Origin of the sequence: Paenibacillus sp. FSL H8-0048 (assembly GCF_038002825.1) — a bacterium.
Lineage (GTDB): Bacteria > Bacillota > Bacilli > Paenibacillales > Paenibacillaceae > Paenibacillus_AQ.
Genome location: NZ_JBBODF010000001.1, coordinates 4,460,769 through 4,480,849, shown reverse-complemented (window position 1 = coordinate 4,480,849; position 20,081 = coordinate 4,460,769). Strand labels below are relative to the sequence as shown.

At 54.3% G+C, this 20,081-nt stretch carries 19 protein-coding genes and 8 tRNA genes; 26 read left to right on the top strand and 1 reads right to left on the bottom strand.

The window, feature by feature from the left end; all coding sequences use genetic code 11:
• Positions 1 to 127 precede the first annotated feature (127 nt).
• The 15 genes from NSU18_RS19025 (at position 128) to NSU18_RS18955 (ending at position 7,887) form a co-directional block, all read left to right on the top strand.
• Positions 128 to 219, top strand: a tRNA-Ser gene (locus NSU18_RS19025).
• Between the two features lie 24 nt (positions 220 to 243).
• Positions 244 to 320 (top strand) — tRNA-Met (locus tag NSU18_RS19020).
• Between the two features lie 9 nt (positions 321 to 329).
• Positions 330 to 405: transfer RNA gene (locus NSU18_RS19015), tRNA-Val, on the top strand.
• Positions 406 to 440: 35 nt separating this feature from the next.
• Positions 441 to 516 (top strand) — tRNA-Thr (locus NSU18_RS19010).
• Positions 517 to 533: 17 nt separating this feature from the next.
• Positions 534 to 611 (top strand) — tRNA-Asp (locus tag NSU18_RS19005).
• A 25-nt stretch (positions 612 to 636) separates the two neighbouring features.
• Positions 637 to 712: transfer RNA gene (locus NSU18_RS19000), tRNA-Phe, on the top strand.
• A gap of 5 nt (positions 713 to 717) precedes the next feature.
• A tRNA-Tyr gene (locus tag NSU18_RS18995) sits at positions 718 to 800 on the top strand.
• 11 nt (positions 801 to 811) lie between these two features.
• A tRNA-Lys gene (locus NSU18_RS18990) sits at positions 812 to 884 on the top strand.
• 165 nt (positions 885 to 1,049) lie between these two features.
• Positions 1,050 to 2,132 carry a PucR family transcriptional regulator gene (locus tag NSU18_RS18985; protein WP_341149804.1) on the top strand — a complete coding sequence of 361 codons (1,083 nt, stop codon included), beginning with the start codon at positions 1,050 to 1,052 and terminating at the stop codon, positions 2,130 to 2,132.
• Between the two features lie 109 nt (positions 2,133 to 2,241).
• Positions 2,242 to 3,363 (top strand): ABC transporter ATP-binding protein, encoded by a 1,122-nt coding sequence (locus NSU18_RS18980; RefSeq protein WP_340750364.1) that lies wholly within the window; start codon positions 2,242 to 2,244, stop codon positions 3,361 to 3,363.
• Between the two features lie 228 nt (positions 3,364 to 3,591).
• The gene (hprK, locus tag NSU18_RS18975) at positions 3,592 to 4,530 is read left to right on the top strand and encodes an HPr(Ser) kinase/phosphatase (RefSeq protein ID WP_036726232.1); all 939 of its coding nucleotides are present in this window, start codon (positions 3,592 to 3,594) and stop codon (positions 4,528 to 4,530) included.
• A gap of 12 nt (positions 4,531 to 4,542) precedes the next feature.
• Positions 4,543 to 5,574 carry a prolipoprotein diacylglyceryl transferase gene (gene lgt, locus NSU18_RS18970; RefSeq protein ID WP_341015344.1) on the top strand — a complete coding sequence of 344 codons (1,032 nt, stop codon included), beginning with the start codon at positions 4,543 to 4,545 and terminating at the stop codon, positions 5,572 to 5,574.
• Positions 5,575 to 5,582: 8 nt separating this feature from the next.
• Positions 5,583 to 6,242 (top strand): pyrophosphatase PpaX, encoded by a 660-nt coding sequence (gene ppaX, locus NSU18_RS18965; protein WP_341015343.1) that lies wholly within the window; start codon positions 5,583 to 5,585, stop codon positions 6,240 to 6,242.
• Entirely contained in the window at positions 6,239 to 6,730 is a 492-nt protein-coding gene (locus NSU18_RS18960) for an acyltransferase (protein ID WP_341015342.1), read from the top strand. Before ppaX ends, NSU18_RS18960 begins: the two co-directional genes overlap by 4 nt.
• On the top strand, positions 6,730 to 7,887 hold the full coding sequence (locus NSU18_RS18955; protein WP_341015340.1) for an acyltransferase: 1,158 nt from the start codon (positions 6,730 to 6,732) through the stop codon (positions 7,885 to 7,887). Before NSU18_RS18960 ends, NSU18_RS18955 begins: the two co-directional genes overlap by 1 nt.
• A gap of 86 nt (positions 7,888 to 7,973) precedes the next feature.
• Here the strand turns inward: NSU18_RS18955 and gntK are convergent, their stop codons facing one another.
• Positions 7,974 to 9,512, bottom strand: coding sequence for a gluconokinase (gene gntK, locus NSU18_RS18950; RefSeq protein ID WP_445321867.1), 1,539 nt, complete (start codon positions 9,510 to 9,512; stop codon positions 7,974 to 7,976).
• A 269-nt stretch (positions 9,513 to 9,781) separates the two neighbouring features.
• On the opposite strand from gntK, the gene NSU18_RS18945 reads away from it, so the two are divergent.
• The 11 genes from NSU18_RS18945 (at position 9,782) to NSU18_RS18895 (ending at position 20,065) form a co-directional block, all read left to right on the top strand.
• Positions 9,782 to 10,999 (top strand): ATP phosphoribosyltransferase regulatory subunit, encoded by a 1,218-nt coding sequence (locus NSU18_RS18945; protein WP_341015336.1) that lies wholly within the window; start codon positions 9,782 to 9,784, stop codon positions 10,997 to 10,999.
• 86 nt (positions 11,000 to 11,085) lie between these two features.
• On the top strand, positions 11,086 to 11,730 hold the full coding sequence (gene hisG / locus NSU18_RS18940; protein WP_341015335.1) for an ATP phosphoribosyltransferase: 645 nt from the start codon (positions 11,086 to 11,088) through the stop codon (positions 11,728 to 11,730).
• Positions 11,731 to 11,767: 37 nt separating this feature from the next.
• Positions 11,768 to 13,075, top strand: a complete 1,308-nt coding sequence (hisD, locus tag NSU18_RS18935; RefSeq protein WP_341015333.1) for a histidinol dehydrogenase — start codon at positions 11,768 to 11,770, stop codon at positions 13,073 to 13,075.
• The gene (gene hisB / locus NSU18_RS18930; RefSeq protein WP_341015331.1) at positions 13,065 to 13,676 is read left to right on the top strand and encodes an imidazoleglycerol-phosphate dehydratase HisB; all 612 of its coding nucleotides are present in this window, start codon (positions 13,065 to 13,067) and stop codon (positions 13,674 to 13,676) included. Before hisD ends, hisB begins: the two co-directional genes overlap by 11 nt.
• Positions 13,677 to 13,678: 2 nt before the next feature.
• On the top strand, positions 13,679 to 14,299 hold the full coding sequence (hisH, locus tag NSU18_RS18925; RefSeq protein WP_341015329.1) for an imidazole glycerol phosphate synthase subunit HisH: 621 nt from the start codon (positions 13,679 to 13,681) through the stop codon (positions 14,297 to 14,299).
• 42 nt (positions 14,300 to 14,341) lie between these two features.
• The gene (hisA, locus tag NSU18_RS18920) at positions 14,342 to 15,091 is read left to right on the top strand and encodes a 1-(5-phosphoribosyl)-5-[(5-phosphoribosylamino)methylideneamino]imidazole-4-carboxamide isomerase (RefSeq protein ID WP_341149802.1); all 750 of its coding nucleotides are present in this window, start codon (positions 14,342 to 14,344) and stop codon (positions 15,089 to 15,091) included.
• Between the two features lie 24 nt (positions 15,092 to 15,115).
• Positions 15,116 to 15,874 (top strand): imidazole glycerol phosphate synthase subunit HisF, encoded by a 759-nt coding sequence (gene hisF / locus NSU18_RS18915; protein ID WP_341149801.1) that lies wholly within the window; start codon positions 15,116 to 15,118, stop codon positions 15,872 to 15,874.
• Positions 15,871 to 16,593, top strand: a complete 723-nt coding sequence (gene hisIE, locus NSU18_RS18910; protein WP_341149800.1) for a bifunctional phosphoribosyl-AMP cyclohydrolase/phosphoribosyl-ATP diphosphatase HisIE — start codon at positions 15,871 to 15,873, stop codon at positions 16,591 to 16,593. The genes hisF and hisIE overlap by 4 nt, the downstream gene beginning before the upstream one ends.
• A gap of 14 nt (positions 16,594 to 16,607) precedes the next feature.
• Positions 16,608 to 17,435 (top strand): histidinol-phosphatase HisJ, encoded by an 828-nt coding sequence (gene hisJ / locus NSU18_RS18905; protein WP_341149799.1) that lies wholly within the window; start codon positions 16,608 to 16,610, stop codon positions 17,433 to 17,435.
• A 22-nt stretch (positions 17,436 to 17,457) separates the two neighbouring features.
• A complete protein-coding gene (locus tag NSU18_RS18900; RefSeq protein ID WP_341149798.1) occupies positions 17,458 to 18,405 on the top strand; it encodes a ribose-phosphate diphosphokinase in 948 nt (315 codons plus the stop codon).
• Positions 18,406 to 18,616: 211 nt separating this feature from the next.
• Positions 18,617 to 20,065 carry a tetratricopeptide repeat protein gene (locus NSU18_RS18895; RefSeq protein WP_341015320.1) on the top strand — a complete coding sequence of 483 codons (1,449 nt, stop codon included), beginning with the start codon at positions 18,617 to 18,619 and terminating at the stop codon, positions 20,063 to 20,065.
• Positions 20,066 to 20,081: the final 16 nt, after the last annotated feature.

Sequence of the window (20,081 nt, the reverse complement as noted above, 5' to 3'; positions counted from 1 at the left end):
TGACGCTGACGAAGCGGATTTCGAGTACTTTCCGGGGGCCCCGTAAGAAGGGCGAGCGCAGATTCGTTTCGGATTCAGTTTTCAGGAATTAATTTCCTGTGCGGATTTACATGGCTACCATTAATTTGGAGAGATACCCAAGTGGCTATAAGGGGACCCTCTGCTAAGGGGTTAGACTGCGTAAGCGGTGCGAGGGTTCGAATCCCTCTCTCTCCGCCATTATAAATCCAATACTTGTAGTGTGGCGGCGTAGCTCAGCTGGCTAGAGCGTACGGTTCATACCCGTGAGGTCGGGGGTTCGATCCCCTCTGCCGCTACCATACATACCCGGAGGCTTAGCTCAGCTGGGAGAGCATCTGCCTTACAAGCAGAGGGTCGGGGGTTCGAACCCCTCAGCCTCCACCATTTTTATTTTTTGAAGTTCAAATACCTTACACCGTGCCGGTGTAGCTCAACTGGTAGAGCAACTGACTTGTAATCAGTAGGTTGGGGGTTCAAGTCCTCTCGCCGGCACCATTTTTACAACTAATTGTGGAACCGTGGTGTAGTTGGCCTAACATGCCTGCCTGTCACGCAGGAGATCGCGGGTTCGAATCCCGTCGGTTCCGCCATTTTTTTGTTTTTAGGCTTTTTCATGGCTCGGTAGCTCAGTCGGTAGAGCAAAGGACTGAAAATCCTTGTGTCGGGGGTTCGATTCCCTCCCGCGCCACCATACATGGAGGCTTAGCGAAGTGGCCAAACGCATCAGACTGTAAATCTGCTCACGTACGTGTTCGGTGGTTCGAATCCATCAGCCTCCATCCCTTTTTAGGAGCCATTAGCTCAGTTGGTAGAGCACCTGACTTTTAATCAGGGTGTCGAAGGTTCGAGTCCTTCATGGCTCATCTTAAGCCAAACGGTCATCACTTTAGAGTGGTGGCCTTTTTTATATTTTGATACATGATTCAAGCATGCTCATAAGCGCAAATTCCGCATTTTACAGCAAAATATGATAAAATAAGCGAAAAAAGCAAAAGTGGTGGAGAATGGTGATGATGGATAGTGAGGGTTTGCGTCAAAAATTGGAGCAACTCACCGGAAAGAGGACCGGAATCAAGCAGCTGGGGAGGCAGCATTCCGCTTCACTTTTTGGCATAGGTACGGATAAGGATCAGGAACTTCCGGTCATTCATGAGGGTTATCTATGGCTTCCCTTGTATGAGAATGATGGCCGTGTTACAGCAGTGTGGGTGGAGACAGAGGGGCTGTCGCCGCTGGAGCTGCAGCTGGTGAATTATGCCGGGCGCAATTTTGCGGTAGCACTGAAGGCAACCGGATTCAAGGAAGAAGGAGAGATGGAGGCGCGGCAGCTTAGCAGCTGGCTGAATGCCCAACTGGAGCAGGAGAAGGACGATGCGGAGATCCCGGATGAAATTTCACTGAAGGGCCGGCTGTTCGGGGATATGATTCCCTTCATGCTGGTAAGTGAGAGTGTTCATAATCCGCAAATGACGTATCGCTCCTTAATGAAGCTGCTGCGCAGTTATTTCGAGCATGATGTATTGCTGGTTCCTCTTCAGGATAAGGAATGGTTAATTTTAGCCCGTAAGGAACTCCTCACAGGCGGAGATGATAAAGAGGATGAGGAAGAGAGTGCTGAGGATTTGCTGTCACAGACTTCTATGGGATTGCATGAACTGATAGCCAGCGAGTGGGTTGGCGTCTTTCATCTCGCGGTCTCTCCGGCCATTATCCCGGTTAAAGGTCTGACTGGAGCAGTAGCTTTGCTGCGGGAGACTATTATTCTTGGACGCATCTTCCAGGTAGGGGATTATATTCATCTTCCGTGGGAGCTGCATATGGAGCGGTTGGTCAACAGTATTCCGGATGACCGGCGGAGACAGCTGCTGGGCCAGATCGGTGATTACACAACTGTACTGGCGGATAAGGAAATGCTGCTGACGCTGGAGACTTTTTTTGAAATGGACTGCAATGTTAGTGAAACCGCCAAAAAACTGTACATTCACCGTAACACGCTGCTCTACAGGCTGGACAAGATCAAACAGGAGACGGGGGCCGATGTCCGCAGCTTCGGAGATGCCGCTATTGTGAAGCTTGCCATGTTATTGTATAAAGTGACGAAAAGAAAATAGGTTTTTTGTGAACCTTGCAAATAGCCATGAGGCCGGCTCTGGGGTAAGATAAGTGTACAAGAAAGCGTTTGATTTTCTATTCCAATAATAGACTCGAGGGGGAAATACAATGGCAGGCGTACGTTTAGAGCATATTTTCAAAAAATACCCGGGTTCCGATAAAGCAACAGTAATCGATATCAATCTTGATATTAAAGATAAGGAATTCCTCGTACTGGTTGGTCCTTCCGGTTGCGGTAAATCCACAACCCTGCGTATGATCGCTGGTCTGGAAGAAATCTCTGAAGGTAAAATGTACATTGGTGACCGTGTAGTGAATGACGTTGCTCCTAAAGACCGTGATATCGCGATGGTATTCCAATCCTACGCCTTGTACCCGCACATGAGTGTATATCAGAACATGGCATTCGGTCTGAAACTGCGCAAAGTGAAGAAAGAAGAAATCGACAAGAAAGTACGCGAAGCAGCGAAAATCCTGGATATCGAGCACTTGCTGGATCGTAAACCTAAGGCACTGTCCGGTGGTCAACGTCAACGTGTCGCTCTAGGCCGCGCTATCGTCCGTGATCCACAAGTCTTCTTGATGGATGAGCCTCTTTCTAACTTGGATGCTAAACTTCGTGGTCAAATGCGTGCTGAAATCACTAAGCTGGTTAAGCGTCTTGAAACCACTTGTATCTATGTAACGCATGACCAGACAGAAGCCATGACGATGGGTGACCGTATCGTAGTTATGTACGATGGTATCATCCAGCAGGCTGCTTCCCCTGAAGAATTGTATAATGAGCCTACGAACCTGTTCGTAGCCGGATTTATCGGTTCCCCTACCATGAACTTTATCAACGGTACTCTTTCCGAATTGAACGGCGCTGTCCGTTTCCGTGCAGAGAACCTTGATGTTGAAGTTCCAGGCGGCAAAGCTACAATCCTGCGTAACAAAGGCTTCATCGGTAAAGATGTAATCATGGGCGTTCGTCCAGAAGACATTCATGAAGAGCCAGTATTCCTGGAAGCTTCCCCTAACACAATTTTCACTTCGATGGTTGATGTTACGGAAAACCTTGGTCATGAAATGCTCCTTTACTTGAGCGGTCTTGGCAATAACACTGTAATTGCGCGTGTAGATGGACGTTCCACTACCCGTGAAGGCAGCAAGCCTAGATTGGCCATTGACATGAACAAAGTCCACATCTTCGATAAAGAATCCGAACTTAACGTTCTGCTGGGATAAGATCTCTGCAGGGTGAACATAGTTTATAATGAAGAAAGCCGCCTGGTTAGGCGGCTTTTTCTTGTAATGATCATGGTGGAATGGAATGATAACCGCTGGGGTTAAGATTGCATTCACTGGCATAATCCATTAAGATAGCAGGAGAATTACCTGTAGCTGGAATGGATAAAGATGTAACCGGTATGCGGGGAAGCGGCATAGCCGCGGGTGACGAAAGGACGGACATATATGGCTAAGAAGGTAAAAGTATCAGAATTGGTGCAGCATTTTCAATTAGAGGTAGTATCCGGACATGAAGGTCTGAAGAGACCGATTACAGTGGATGATTTGAACCGTCCCGGGCTGGAAATGGCCGGTTATTTCGAATATTATCCGGAAGAACGTGTGCAGCTACTAGGCAAAACAGAGCTGGCTTTTTTCTCTATGCTCTCAGAGGAAGAACGGAAAAGCCGGGTACGCGGTATCTGTAACGACAATACCCCGTGTATCGTCATTACCCGTGCGCTGGATGTTCCCCAGGAGCTTGTAGACATCAGCAACGAGAAGGGACTTCCTGTGCTGCGCAGCTCGATGGCGACGACGATTTTCTCAAGCAGACTGACCAGCTTTCTTGAGGGCAGACTGGCACCAACAGCAACAATTCATGGTGTTCTCTGTGATGTGTATGGGGTAGGGATGCTGATTACAGGTACCAGCGGCATTGGTAAAAGTGAAACCGCGCTGGAACTGGTTAAACGCGGTCATCGTCTGATTGCCGATGATGCGGTGGAAATTCGCCAGACTTCGGATAATCAGCTTCATGGTACCGCACCGGAATTGATCCGTCACCTGCTGGAGATCCGCGGCGTCGGGATTATTAATGTTATGACGCTGTTTGGGGCAGGCGCTATCCGTAATCATAAGCGGATTACCCTGGTGGTCAGACTGGAAGCCTGGCAGCAGGACAAGCAGTATGACCGTCTGGGACTGGATGAGGAGACTACACGGATTATTGATACCGATGTGCCGCTGGTTACTATCCCTGTCCGTCCGGGACGTAACCTCGCTGTCATTATCGAGGTGGCAGCGATGAATTACCGGCTCAAGCAAATGGGCTTCAATGCCGCGCTGCAATTTACGAATAAACTTACCGCCACCATCTCAGAAGATATGGATGATCTGGATTAGGAGTGTGAGAGCATGTTTTATTCACTAGCGATTGACCCGATTGTCTTCTCGATTGGTTCTCTGCCAGTTCACTGGTATGGCCTGATTCTGGGTCTTGGAGCGCTTACCGGACTGTTCTTGTGTATTCAAGAAGGCAAACGCTTCAACATTCCACAGGAGTTCTTCATGGATATGCTGCTGCTGGGCTTGCCATCGGCTATTATTGGGGCGCGTCTATATTTCGTAGCTTTCAAGTGGGAAGACTATAAGGATAACCTGCTCGATATCTTCAAGGTCTGGAATGGCGGTATTGCGATTTATGGCGCCTTAATCGGTGCGATTATCTGTGCGATTATTTACTTCCGCTATAAGGGCTATCCGTTCTGGCGTATCGTCGATATCTGTGCTCCCGGACTGCTTGCCGGCCAGATGATCGGCCGCTGGGGGAATTTCATCAACCAGGAAGCCTATGGCGGAGTGGTTGAGGAATCGTTTTTACGGGATAAGCTGCATTTGCCGGACTTTATCGTTAATCAAATGTACATAGGGGATGCTTTTCACCATCCAACCTTCCTGTACGAATCACTCTGGAGTCTGCTTGGCATTCTGCTCCTCTTGGTGCTGCGCCGCCAGAAGTTCGTACGTGCCGGAGAAATCTTCATGTCATACTTCATCTGGTACTCCGTCGGCCGCTTCTTCATTGAAGCTCTGCGTACGGATAGTCTTGCCTTTGAAGGCAGCAGCGGTGTGGCATCCTTCATTAACGGGCTATGGAGTCCGATGAAGTGGATGGGCTTCGAACAAGGCTATCTTGATCCGGCTTACGGGAATATCCGTATTTCTCAACTGCTCGCGCTGTTCATTATTGTTGCTGCCATTGCGCTGATTATTGTACGGCGGGTAAGCGGTCAGCCGAAGGATCATTACCTGGACCCGATCATCAGCACCAAACCGGCGGCAGCGGATGCTGTAGTTCCAGAGAGTGCAGCTAATACGCCTCAGAAGCCTTCTCAGCCTGTTCAGCCGGTGGAAGATCCCTCTGAAGATAAGGAAACAAAGGAGTAATACTATCAATGATAGAATGCGTGTTATTTGATCTGGACGGAACGATTGTGAATACGAATGAGCTGATTCTTAATTCATTCATGCATGCGCTGAAGGAGAATCATCTGCCGGTTCTGACCCGTGAACAGATCATCCCCATGATGGGGACTACACTTCAGCAGCAGCTAGGCGCGTTCTCCGGCCTGGAGTCGAAGGATATAGAAGTGCTGGAACGGTCCTACCGTTCGTACAACAATGCGCATCATGATGAGCTGGTCCGCGCTTTTCCTCAAGTGAATGAGACGATGGAGGAGCTGCAGCGCCGGGGAATCAAGCTTGGGGTGGTGACGACCAAGATCCGGCCTAACACATTGAAGTCGCTGGAGATGTTCGATCTGCTGAAATATATGGAGACGATTGTTACGGTGAATGATGTGACTCATCCGAAGCCGCATCCGGAGCCGGTGCTCACGGCAGTTGCCAATCTGGGTGTTGATCCGGCCAAGACACTGATGGTAGGCGACAGTGCTGTTGATATTCAGTCTGCGAAGGCAGCAGGGGTTCGTGTAGCCGCTGTGGCGTGGTCGCTTAAGGGTGAGGCTGTGCTGAGCACCTATGAGCCGGATTACATCATCCAGGAGATGAAGGACTTGTACTCTATTGTAGAGCAGGAGACTATGCAGCCGTGAGAAAGATAACCCGTTATCCCGTGGAGGGGCATAATGCGCTCTGGCATATTTACCGTACGGTCAGCCCATGGAAGGGTGTGCGCAATTTTATTTTTATCCAGATTGCCCGTTATTGCCCGATTCTGCCGCTCAAGAACTGGATTTACCGCCGGGTGCTCGGGATGAAGATAGGTAAGCATACTGCGTTTGGGCTTATGGCGATGGTGGATGTTTTTTTTCCGGAGAAGATCTCTATCGGGGAGAACACGGTTATCGGCTATAACACTACGATCCTGGCCCATGAGTATCTCATCAAGGAGTACCGGCTGGGTGAAGTTATTATCGGAGAGAATGTAATGATCGGGGCTAACACGACTATTCTCCCTGGGGTTACGATTGGGGATGGGGCTACGGTTGCGGCGGGATCGGTGGTTCACAAGGATGTTGCTGCCGGTTCGTTCGTCGGGGGAAATCCGCTCCGTGAGCTGCGTAAACAGGAGGAATCATAATGGCTCAAAAGGAAAGAATACCACAGCTTGATATTTTTCGGGCAATCGCTATATTTGCAGTGATCGCCATTCATGCCACCTCACGCACGTTGGCTGAGACACTGGGCACTTCCATGTTCGCTCCGTTTCTGTTCATAAATAAGTTCAGCCAGTTTGCGGTACCGTCCTTTATATTCTTAAGCGGGTTCGTCCTGTTCTACAATTACATTGACCGTCCGCTGGGCGGGAAGGTGCTGGCCAAATTCTACAGCCGCAGGCTGATCTATATTATTGTGCCTTATCTTGTGTTTACGGTGCTGTATTTTGGACTCAAAATGACGGCCGGCCATACCTGGGGGATGCCACTTCAGGAGATGGGCGGGAAGTTCTTCAAGTACCTATGGACGGGTACGGCGTATACGCATCTGTACTATATCATCATCATTATCCAGTTCTACCTGCTGTTCCCCCTGATCCTCTGGTGTCTGCAGAAAGTCCGGCATCTCGCGGCCTGGGCACCGGTGATTGGGCTTGCATTACAGTGGGGCTTCGTGCTACTGAACAAATATATGGTGAACCACGGGTATTGGCAGCTGTCGAAGGGTAGTCTGGCCATTACGTATTTCTCGTATTTCCTGCTGGGTGCGGCGATTGCGATCTACTACAGTGCTCTGAAAAAGTGGCTGGTTCCCTCCCGCGAAGGCTGGCGCTCAGGTAAAGGTATGGGCTGGATGGTACTATGGATCTTATGGGCGGCTGCCGGGGCTTACCATGTGGTATTGTGGTATAACAACTATACGAAGAAAGCAGTAATCAACAGTCTGTGGTATGAAGGGTTCTCGAACCTGCATGCCTTGCTCTCTTGTCTGGTCCTGTTCCAGCTGTCCTTCCTGCTGTATGGGGCAGGACGCAGCGTGCTGACGAGACTGCTGCTCTCGGCCGGGGCGTGCTCCTTCGGTATCTATCTGCTCCATCCGCTGCTGCTGTTCATGTACCGGAAGCTGCCGTTCCACGGCGGATCGCTGGCCTATACGGCGGCAATAGCGGGCGGCTGGCTGGTGGCCCTTCTGGGTTCTTGGCTAGTGGTTGCACTTGCCTTCCGTTATGTGAAGCCGGCGTGGATGGTGTTCGGCTCCTCACCGCAGAAGCCGGCAGCAGCGCCAAAGGCGACAGTGTAGATTTAGGCTTAGTATTAAAAGCGCCGGCTGGCCGCAGATGCGGCTGTCCGGCGCTTTGCTGTAAGCAGGCGGTTCTGGAGAGCAGGTTAGCCGGGCTGTTCCCCGGCCTGTTCGCGCTGGAAGTCGGCAATCGCCTGATACTGATCCGCCAGACTGCGGGATACCGAGATGAAGATGGGCAGCAGCTGTTTGTAGGCTTTGGCGTGGGCAGTAACCGGCTCATGCCGGTGAGTGGAGCCAATCATGCTGAAGACAGCATCCAGAGAGTCGATCCGGCCAATGGCGTATAATCCCAGGACGACTGCGCCGAGGCAAGAGCTCTCGAAGCTCTCCGGGACAACCACCTCCTGATCGAAAATATCCGCCATCATCTGCCGCCATAGCGCCGAGCGGGCGAAGCCGCCGGTAGCCAGGATTCGAACGGGCTCGCCGATGCATTCTTCCATGGCCAGCAACACGGTGTACATATTGAAGATGACACCTTCCAGCACTGCGCGGATCATATGCTCCTTACGGTGATTCATGCTCAGCCCGAAGAAGGAGCCGCGGGCATCGGGATTCCACAGCGGTGCGCGTTCTCCGGTAAGGTACGGATGGAAGAGCAGTCCGTTGCTGCCGGGCGGCACTTGCTCAGCGATTCTTGTTAATACTTCGTAGGGATCAATCCCCAGGCGTTTTGCAGTCTCCACTTCAGAGGCGGCGAACTCATCACGCACCCAGCGGAAGAGCATTCCTCCGTTATTCACAGGGCCGCCGATTACCCAATGCTTGTCTGTCAGGGCGTAGCAGAATATCCGTCCTTTGGGATCGGTCAGCGGATGGTCAACTACAGTACGGATGGCACCGCTTGTGCCTATCGTTGCAGCGATTACCCCCGGCTCCATGGCTCCTACGCCCAGGTTAGACAGAACGCCGTCACTGGCGCCTACTATAAATGGAGTGTCTGTGAGCAGACCGAGCTTTCCGGTAAGCTCTGGGAGCAGTCCCTGCAGGATATGGGTGGTCGGGACCGGACGGGACAGGCGCTCCGGAGTAACACCGGCAATCTGGAGCGCCTCCTCGTCCCAATCGAGCTTCTCCAGATTGAACATGCCGGTGGCAGAGGCGATGGAATGGTCAATCACATATTCGCCGAACAGCCGGAAGAAGATATATTCTTTGATCGAGATGAACTTGTAGGTCTGACGGAACAGCTCGGGCTGCTCCTCGCCCAGCCACATCAGCTTGGTGATTGGAGACATAGGGTGTATGGGCGTTCCTGTCCGCAGGTACAGCTCATGTCCGTTCAGTTCGTCCTTCAACCGCCGGGCGCAGCGGCTGCTCCGGTTATCGGCCCAGGTAATGCAGGCGGTCAGCGGCTTACCCGCAGGATCTACAGCAATGACGCTATGCATAGCGGAGCTGAACGAGACCAGCAGAATGTCTTCAGGTGCGGCAAGGCTCTCCTGCATGACCGCTGCTATGGTATGAATTACGGCTTCCAGAATCTGCTCCGGGTCCTGTTCTGCGACAGAGGGGGAGGGCTGATGCAGCGGATAGCCCTGATTGCTCTGAGCGACAATCGTTCCGTTCTCCTTAAAGAGGACAGCCTTCGTGCTGGTGGTTCCAATATCAACGCCAATCATATAGGATGTACTCAAGCCGTCAGTCCTTCTTTCTGCTTCTGAATTAGATACCGGGAATACTTCATGGAGGAAATAAAGTACAATCATATTAACCTATTATATTCGCCGCTTATCCCGGTGGCAAAAGGAACTCTGGAATTCAAGCGAATTGTTGACGCAAAAGGATAGTCCGTGATACGATATTGCCACTACTTTACTTTGCTACCACTTTACCATGATAAAGCATTTAATGATACCCTTCAACATATCCGATGAGGTGAACAATGAAGATGGCCAAACCAAAGGGATTTGAAAAGCCTGCCGGCGTAAGGGATTATCTCCCGCGTGCGGTAACGAAGCTGCGCAAGATCGAGAAGGATGTACTTCACTGTATGAGCCGCTGGGGCTACCGGCAGATGATTACGCCTACTCTTGAATATTACGATACAGTCGGTGTAGCCAGCTCTACCTCCGATCAGAAGCTGTATAAATTGCTTAACAACCGCGGGCAGGCGCTGGTGCTGCGTTCAGAGATGACGGCACCTGTAGCGCGCGTAGTCTCCTCTCTATTGAAGGATGAGCCGCTGCCGCTGCGTCTGTCCTACCATGCCAACGTCTTTCGGGCGATTGAAGAAGAGGCCGGACGGGAGGCGGAATTCTTTCAGACCGGTGTGGAGCTTGTCGGTGATGATTCACCCGAAGCTGACGCAGAGGTAGTCGCGCTGGCGATTGCTTCCCTCCAGGCGGCAGGCGTAAAGTCTTTCAAAATCGCTATTGGACATGTCGGCTTCCTGGACGGCCTCTTCCAGGAGGCGGTATCCGGTCTGCCGCAGGCTCAGGAGGAGCTGAAGAGCCATCTGCTCAGCCGCGATTATGTAGCCTTCCGCGAGACGCTGCGGCGTCTTGAGCTATCCGCTGCCCAGAAGCAGGAGCTGGACGGACTGCTGCGGCTGCGCGGCGGAAAGGAGATCTGCGGCCAGGCGCTGGAGCTGAGCAGTCATCCGGTGGCGCGCGCATCGATCGAGCATCTGTGCAAGGTATGGGAGGTGCTGGTGGCTTACGGTGTCTCGCAGCATGTGCTGATTGATCTGACGATGATCGGTGATTTCTCTTACTATACAGGCATGACCTTCGAGGGGTATGCTTCCGAGCTGGGCTTCCCGGTATGCAGCGGCGGCCGGTATGACAACCTGCTGCAGCAATTCGGGCGTCCGATTCCCTCCACCGGCTTCTCTCTGAAGACCAACCGTATTTTAGATGGAGTCTCGGGGCTGCCGGAAGAGGAAGAGCTGCCGATTCTGGTCCAGTACGATGCACTGCGGCGCCAGGAGGGTCTTGCCGAAGCAGCGAGGCTGCGGTTGGAAGGGCATGCTGTGGTCACGCGGCTGGCAACCGGTCCGGAGGAGCTAAAGACTGTGAAGCGGCTGGATGCGGATACTATTCAGGCAGAGGGCGAGCTGTACGGCGAGATCTACACATTCGTGTCGTTTGTCAGCGAGCATGGGTGAGCGGAGCAAGATTAAGGAATGGAACCATGATGTCATATAGAAGCAGATGTTAAAGAAGCGGAAATACGAAACGGGGGCGGGTATTGATGGCACAGATTCTTAAGGTAGCCATGCCGAAAGGCCGGATTTACAATAAAGCGGCAGAGCTGTTCCGCCAGGCGGGACTGCCGATTCCTCCGGATGGAGAAGAGTCGCGCAAGCTGGTGATTTCATTGCCGGAGGCCGGAATGGAGTTCATTCTGGCCAAGCCGGTAGATGTGCCGACTTATGTAGAGTATGGAGTGGCGGATATCGGTATTGTCGGCAAAGATGTACTGCTGGAGGAGAGCCGCGATGTGTACGAGCTGCTGGATCTCGGGATTGCCCGCTGCCGGATGTCGATCATCGGGCTTCCGAACTGGCAGCCGGGCATTCAGCAGCGCGTAGCCACCAAATACCCGAACGTGGCTTCGCGGTATTTCCGTGAGCAAGGCCAGCAGGTGGAGGTTGTGAAGCTGAACGGCTCCATTGAGCTGGCACCGCTGATCGGGCTGGCTGACCGGATCGTGGATATGGTTGAGACCGGCCAGACACTGAAGGATAACGGTCTGGTGGAGATGAAGAGCATCTTCGAGATCACCAGCCGCCTGGTGGCGAACCGGGTAAGCTACCGGATGAAGAATGCGGAGATTCAGCAGCTGTGCGACCGGCTGCAGGCTGTTATTGCAGAACCGGGATTGCAGATAAAATAATATAAGCAAAACTATAGAGCTCAAGGGGGAAGCGGCGGTGAAGATCCAGTCCAGTAAGGAATTTAAGCTGCAGCGTGAGGTGGAATACGGCACGCCGGAGCAGAACAAGGCCGTACGTGAAATCGTGGCCGATATCAAGCGGGAAGGCGACGCGGCGCTGCTCCGGTATACGGAGCGCTTCGACGGCGCTGCACTGACGCCAGCACAGCTGCGCGTAACGCCGGAGGAGCTTGAGGCCGCCTATGGCCGGGTAGAGGAGTCCTTCGTGACGGCTATCCGTGCAGCAGCCGTGAATATCCGTGCGTTCCATGCGCGGCAGAAACGCAATTCCTGGATGGATCTGCAGCCGGACGGCACGATCCTCGGCCAGATCATCCGCCCGCTGAAGCGCGTAGGCGTCTATGTTCCCGGCGGCAAGGCGGCGTACCCGTCCTCGGTGCTGATGAACGTGATACCGGCACAGATCGCCGGGGTGCCGGAGATCGTGATGGTGACGCCGCCCTCGACGGGCGGTTCGGAAGGCATTGATCCTTATATTCTCGTGGCCGCCGCTGAGGCGGGCGTACACGAGATCTACCGCGTAGGCGGCGCGCAGGCGATTGCCGCCCTCGCCTTCGGCACGGAATCCATCGTGCCGGTCGACAAGATCTGCGGGCCAGGGAACATCTTCGTGGCCCTGGCCAAGCGCGAGGTCTACGGCGCTGTCGACATCGACAGCATCGCCGGACCGAGCGAGATCGTCGTGCTCGCCGACGATACCGCCGAGGCCGCCTACATCGCGGCCGACCTGCTCTCGCAGGCCGAGCACGACGAGATGGCGTCGGCGATCCTTGTGACGCCGTCGCAGCGTCTCGCGGAGGCGGTGGCTGCCGAGGTCGAGCGGCAGCTGCAGGCATTGCCGCGCGAGGCCATCGCGCGGGCCTCGGTAGAGAACTACGGCGCGATTATCGTCGTAGACTCGCTGGCGGAGGGCATCTCCGTGGTGAACCGGCTCGCGCCGGAGCATCTGGAGATTGTGGTGAACGACCCGATGGGGCTGACCGGCGCAATTGAGAACGCCGGGGCGATCTTCCTCGGGCCGTACAGCTCTGAGCCGGTCGGCGACTACTTCGCCGGACCGAACCATATTATACCGACGAACGGCACAGCGCGGTTCTCCTCGCCTGTAGATGTGGACGACTTCATCAAGAAGTCCAGCCTGATCTATTACAGCAAGGAAGCGCTGCTGCGGGACGGGGCGGCGATTATGGAGCTTGCCCGGCGCGAGGGGCTTGAAGGCCATGCACGCGCCATCGAAATCCGGCTTACGAACGAAGCGAAAGGTGGAGACACAAATGGAGAATAATAACAACGAACTGGCGCTGCGTAAGGCCGGACTTAGCCGTACAACCAATGAAACGGACATCAAGCTAACCTTTGCCGTGGACGGCAGCGGGGTCTCCGAACTGGAGACCGATGTGCCGTTCCTGAATCATATGCTGGATCTGTTCACGAAGCATGGACAGTTTGACCTCTCTGTACAGGCGCGGGGAGATATCGAGATTGATGATCACCATACAGTAGAGGATATCGGGATCTGTCTCGGACAGGCTCTACGGGAAGCGCTAGGCGATAAAAAAGGCATCAAGCGGTACGCCAGTGTCTTCGTCCCTATGGATGAGGCGCTTGCCCAGGTAGTGATCGATATCAGCAACCGGCCGCATTTCGAATATCGGGCAGCGTATCCTTCCCAGCAGGTCGGCAGCTTCTCAACAGAGCTGGTACATGAATTCCTGTGGAAGTTCGCGCTGGAGGCGAGAATTACGCTGCATGTCATTGTTCATTACGGCTCCAATACCCATCACATGATTGAAGCGGTCTTCAAGGCGCTGGGACGGGCACTGGACGAAGCAACGATCGTAGACCCCCGGGTGAAGGGCGTGCCTTCAACGAAGGGAGTGCTGTAGTTATGGCCGTTGCAATCGTCGATTACGGCATGGGCAACCTGCACAGTGTCAGTAAGGCCGTAGAGCGTCTGGGGTATACGAGTCTTGTAACCTCGGATGCCGCCGAGATTCTGGCGGCAGACAGTGTCATTCTGCCGGGAGTCGGTGCCTTTGGCGATGCGATGGAGCACTTACGGGAGAGCGGAATGGACGACGTCGTCCGGGCTGCGGCGTCAGCGGGCCAGCCGGTGCTGGGCATCTGCCTCGGCATGCAGCTGCTGTTCAGCAGCAGCGAGGAGCACGGCGAGCATAAGGGACTGGGGCTGCTGCCCGGCGCAGTAGTGCGCTTCGCCCCCCGGGACGGCTACAAGGTGCCGCATATGGGCTGGAACAAGCTGAGCTTCAGCCAGCCAGAGAGTCCGCTGCTGGCAGGTCTGACGGAGGGGCATGTGTACTTCGTGCACTCCTATCACGCACTCGCGGCGGACAGCGATCTGCTGGCCGTCACAGACTATGGACATCCGGTAACGGCTATTGTGGGCCGCAGCAATGTCTACGGTATGCAGTTCCACCCGGAGAAGAGCGGGGAGCTAGGCATGAAGCTGCTGGGTAATTTCTTAAGACTCCAGGCACAGCAGGCGTAGCCTGCCTGAATCACTAATTTGCAATGAAAGCGGGGAGTATTCATGTCTTCTTTTATCCTATATCCGGCGATTGATATCCGGGACGGCAAGTGTGTCCGGCTGCAGCAGGGTGATTATGCCCAAGAGACGATCTATAACGACAGTCCGGTAGAGGTGGCTAAGTCGTGGGAAGAGCAAGGCGGGCAATATATCCATCTGGTGGATCTGGACGGAGCCAAAGCAGGCTGTCCTGTGAATGATGTTATCATTGGAGCCATTGCTAAGCATGCGAATGTTCCTCTACAGGTCGGCGGCGGTCTCCGTACTCTTGCTGATGTTGAGAAGCTGCTGGGCCTTGGCGTCAGCCGGGTGATTATCGGAACGGCAGCCATTAATGATCAGACTTTTACAGAAGCGGTTCTTGCCAAATACGGCGACAAAGTTGCCATCGGGATCGATGCGCGTAACGGCTACGTGGCAACCCACGGCTGGCTTAATACCTCAGAGGTGCGCGCGGAAGACCTGGCCAGAGAGCTGGCTGCCAAGGGTGCTGAGACTTTCATCTATACCGATATTTCCCGCGACGGGATGATGCAGGGGCCGAACGTGGAAGGTATTCTGTCTATGGCCAAGGCAAGCGGACGCAGCGTAATCGCCTCCGGCGGCGTGACCAGCCTTAATGATCTGCTGCGCCTGAACGTACATAGCGGCAGCGGGATCGGCGGGGCGATAGTGGGCAAGGCGCTGTATACCGGCAATATTAATCTGGCTGAAGCGCTGCAGACCCTGGGCCAATCCTCCGGATTGCGGTAAGTCTATACTAAGGAGGGTCTTGGCATGTTGGCGAAACGGATTATTCCCTGTCTGGATGTGAAGGACGGGCGTGTGGTAAAAGGCGTGAATTTCGTGAATCTGCGCGATGCCGGAGATCCGGTGGAGCTTGCGGCGCTGTACGACCGCGAGGGAGCAGATGAGCTGGTATTCCTCGATATTTCCGCTTCTGTGGAAGGCAGGGCGACCATGATTGAAGTGGTGCGGCAGACGGCGGGTGAGATCGCTATTCCCTTCACGGTGGGCGGGGGCATCTCAACCCCTGATGATATGAAGCGGATTCTGCGTGCCGGAGCGGACAAGATCGGCATCAACACCGCCGCTGTAAATAACCCCCAGCTGATTCTGGAAGGGGCCCGTCACTTCGGCTCCCAATGCATTGTTGTGGCGATGGATGCCAAATATAATGAGGCTTGGGGCGAATGGGAAGTGTATACGCACGGCGGACGTACGCCTACGGGTATCCGTGCCTTGAACTGGGCCAAGGAAGCGGAGCGGCTGGGGGCCGGCGAGATTCTGCTCACCAGTATGGACGCGGACGGGACCAAGGACGGCTTCGACCTGAAGCTGACGGCGGCGGTCAGCGGCCTGCTGAGTATTCCTGTCATTGCTTCCGGCGGGGCCGGGAGAATTGAGCATTTCTATGATGTATTTACGGAAGGCCGGGCAGATGCCGGACTTGCGGCAACCATTTTCCACTATAAAGAGATTGCTATTCATGATCTGAAGGCTGATCTGAAGCAAAGAGGAGTAGAGATCCGATGAGCGAGGACAAGAAGGATATCGCACTAAGCCAGCAGGAGGCAGTGTCGGGCATACGCTGGAATGAATCGGGCCTGCTGCCTGCTGTTATTCAGGATGCGCGCACCCTGGAGGTATTAATGTTCGCCTATATGAATCCTGAGTCGCTGCAGCGCTCCCTTGAGAGCGGCCAGACCTGGTTCTGGAGCCGTTCACGCAGCGAGCTGTGGCATAAGGGGGGGACGTCCGGCAATACGCAGGCGATCACCTCGATCCATTACGATTGTGACAGCGATACGCTGCTGGTGAAGGTAGTGCCGGAGGGTCCGGCCTGCCATACCGGGGAGAATAGCTGCTTTTACCGCGAGATTCCGCTCGATTCACCGGCAACCGTAACTGAGACTGCCGGGGCAGCAGTAAATGCTGCTGATGAAGTAGAGAGCGGCCGGTTTGCGGTACTCGGTGAGCTGGAGCGTGTCATTGCTGAGCGTGAGGTGAACCGTCCTGAGGGAGCGTATACCACCTATCTCTTCGACAAGGGCGTGGACAAGATCCTGAAGAAGGTCGGTGAGGAAGCCTCCGAGACGATCATTGCCGCCAAAAACAAAGATAATGCCGAGCTGCGCCTGGAGGTCAGCGATCTGATCTATCACCTGCTCGTGCTGCTGCAGGAGCGCAAGCTTCCGCTGGATGAGATTCTGGAAGAGCTAAGCGCCCGCCATGAACGGCCGCGGCGCGATTAGGAGGAACTTTCAGCATGCACATCGATTATCATACCCATCATGAACGCTGCGGCCATGCGGTCGGGAAGCTGGAGGAGTATGTGCAGCGGGGCATCGCGCTGGGGCTTGAGCAGCTCGGGCTGTCGGATCATCTGCCGCTAATCCATGTCGATCCGGACCAATACTATCCTGAGATGGCTATGCCTCTTGCGGAGCTTCCGCGATATGTGGAGGAATGCCTGACGCTGAAGGAGCGCTACCGGGGCACGATTGAGCTGCGGGTCGGGCTGGAGGCGGATTATATTGAGGGATATGAGGAGCAGATCCGCGAGCTTTTGGCACCCTATCCGTGGGATTATCTGATTGGTTCGGTGCATTTCCTGGGAGAATGGGATATTACCGACCACCGGCAGACCCATGGCTGGGAAGGCCAGGATGTAATGGCGGTCTACCGCCGTTATTATGATGCTGTACAGAAGTCGGCGTTATCGGGATTATATGATATTATAGGACATATGGACGTCATCAAAAGGTTCGGTTACGGCCCCCGGACGCCGGAGGACCTGGCGGAAGCCAGAGCGCTTGAGCTGGATACGCTGAAGATCATCGCCCGCAGCGGAATCGCCATGGAGCTGAATGCTTCCGGGCTGACCAAGCCTTGCGCCGAGATGTTCCCGGCAGAGCATGTGCTCGTTCAGGCGCTTACGCTGGGCATTCCGCTCACGGTTGGCTCTGATGCGCATGATCCCCTGAAGCTGGGAGACGGCTTACCAGAGGCCCGGGACATGCTCTGGCGCACCGGCTTCCGCGAACTGGCTGTCTTTGAAGAACGCCGCCGTACCAATGTACCGTTTGCATTATAAATTATAATCCCAGGAGGGTACTATGCATCATCAATTACGGATTTTTTCCGGTTCGTCGAATCCGAAGCTTGCCGCTGATATTGCGGAGCGCCTTGGTGCGCCGCTTGGCCAGATCAAGCTGACCCGTTTCAAAAGCGGCGAGATTTATGTGCATTATGAAGAGAGCATCCGGAACTGCGACGTATTTTTGGTGCAATCCCTGGCTCATCCGATTAACGAGCTGTTTGTAGAGCTGCTGGTCATGATTGATGCCGCCAAGCGCGCGTCGGCCAGAACGGTGAACATTATTGTTCCCTATTACGGGTACGCCCGGCAGGAGCGTAAATCGGCACCGCGTGAACCGATCTCGGCCAAAATGGTCGCCGATGTGCTGACCACCGCCGGTGCAACGCGCGTAATTACCATTGACCTGCATGCCGCAGCCATACAGGGATTCTTCAATATTCCGGTCGATCATCTGACAGCGCTTGATCTGATCAGCGGGTATCTGAAGGTGAAGGGGCTTACCGATCTGGTCGTGGTCTCCCCGGATGCGGGACGCGCATCCATGGCGGAGAAGCTGGCCAGCCGGCTGGATTCGCCGTTCGCCATCATGATCAAGAAGCGTCCGGCTCATAATGAATCGGTGATCACCCATGTCATTGGCGATGTGGAGGGCAGGACGCCGATCATTATCGAGGATCTTATTGATACCGGAACGACTATCGTCAATGTGGTGGAGGGCCTGAAGGAGCGGGGTGCGCGGAACAGCATCGTCTGTGCTACACACGGACTGTTCTCCGGAGATGCGCTTGCGCGGATGGACCATCCCAATATTGACGAGATTGTCATTACCGATTCCATTGCCCTGCCGGACAAGCATTCCAGCAGATTCGCAGTGCTCTCGGTAGCCCCCATGCTGGCTGAGGCCACGCGCATTATCATCGAGGGCGGTTCCATAGATAAGCTGTTCAGAGACGCGGGGATTTAACTCCCGCGTCTTTTTTTGTGAATGAGATGTGAGCAGGCCCTAAGGCTGCATTATTCCAAGCTTTTTCCTCCCGTCAGCACTCTCTTGAGATTGAGAATCTCGTTGCCACATGTGGTATACTGTGTGAAGAAGACAGCCGAGACCATAAATGGAAACGATCAGGTAAGGTGTAAGGCTAGGGAAGCTGACAAAAGGGAGGTGCCTTGCTTCCATGATTGAGAGAACTTCAGAGAATGTCGCGGAGAACAGTAATGTCATTCCGGTCACTCTGGATGCCAATTTTTTCTTTGAAAGAGCCGTTCGGTCGCTGGACCGCTTTCAATATGATAAGGCATTAAGAAATTTTCGCAAAGCTGTTGAATATGAGCCGGACAATCCGGTGAATCATTGCAATATGGCGGGTATATTATCTGAGATGGGCAATTATACCGCATCTAACGAGATTCTTATCCATGTTCTGGAGAAGATCGACCCCGCTATGACGGAATGCCATTTCTACATGGCTAATAACTTCGCTAATATGGAAAGCTTTGAAGAGGCGGAGCGTTCGCTGGTCACTTACTTGGAAGAGGATGCTAACGGCGAGTTCATGACCGAATCCGAAGAACTGATGGAGCTGCTGCAATATGAGCTGAACCGGCCTGCTCCGCTGGTGCGTATCCGCAGCCGTGAGGGAGTCGTAGAGCATGACCGGGCGCGCAGTCTGCTGGAGGAGGGCAAGTTTCCTCAGGCTGTAGAGCTGCTGGAGGAGATCACTGCGGGCACCCCGGATTTTTTGGCTGCGCACAATAATTTGGCACTCGCCCATTTCTATATGGGCCGGTTCGCCAAGGCGAAGGAATGTCTCAACGAGGTATTGAAGCAGGACCCCGGCAATCTGCATGCTCTGTGCAATATGGCCATCTTCCTGCAGTATGCAGGGGACAAGGAGCAGCTTGAGACGCTGCTGGGGACGCTTGAAGCAACGGTGCCGTTCCATCAGGAGCATGTATTCAAAATGGCTACAACTATGGGTATCCTGGGCCGGCATACCGCTGCTTACAGCCATTTCCGCCGTCTGCTGAAGGACGAGGAGGTCGCCGCAGACGCCGGCCTGTATCATTACTGCGCGGCAGCGGCATGCAATAGCGGAAGACATGATGAGGCGCTGCGCTGCTGGAGACAGGCAGCCAAGCTGGACCCTGCTTCCGCTGTCCCGGCGTTCTTCCTGTCCCAGCTCCAGCAGGCCCGGGCAGAAGGACACCCTATGCCTTCTGTCAGCTATAATTATCAGCTGCCCTTCCAGGAGCAGCTGAAGCAGTGGAAGGGGAATACGGGCAGGTTCACTGAAGAAGTGCGGAATAATCCGCTGCTGCGGGCCTCGTTCTTCTGGGCACTGCGCTACGGCGATTCCGCTACGAAGCTTCAGGTGACCGAGGCGCTCCGCTGGATTGAGGACGAAGAGATGTCCGAGGTGCTGCGCGGGGTTCTGGAGCAGGAGCCGCTGCAGGAGGACCGACTGCAGGAGGCGGCGTTATTCAGCCTTCAGCGGCTGATCGGGGAGAACCTGAATGAAGCCGGCGGTTCGCCCGGCGAAGAGCAGGAGCCTGCGGCTGCTCCCGGACCCAAGGGGATACTGCCCGGAACCGGCGGCTTCTCGCCGTCCACTACCCGTATTTGAAGCTACTTTTGTTCTA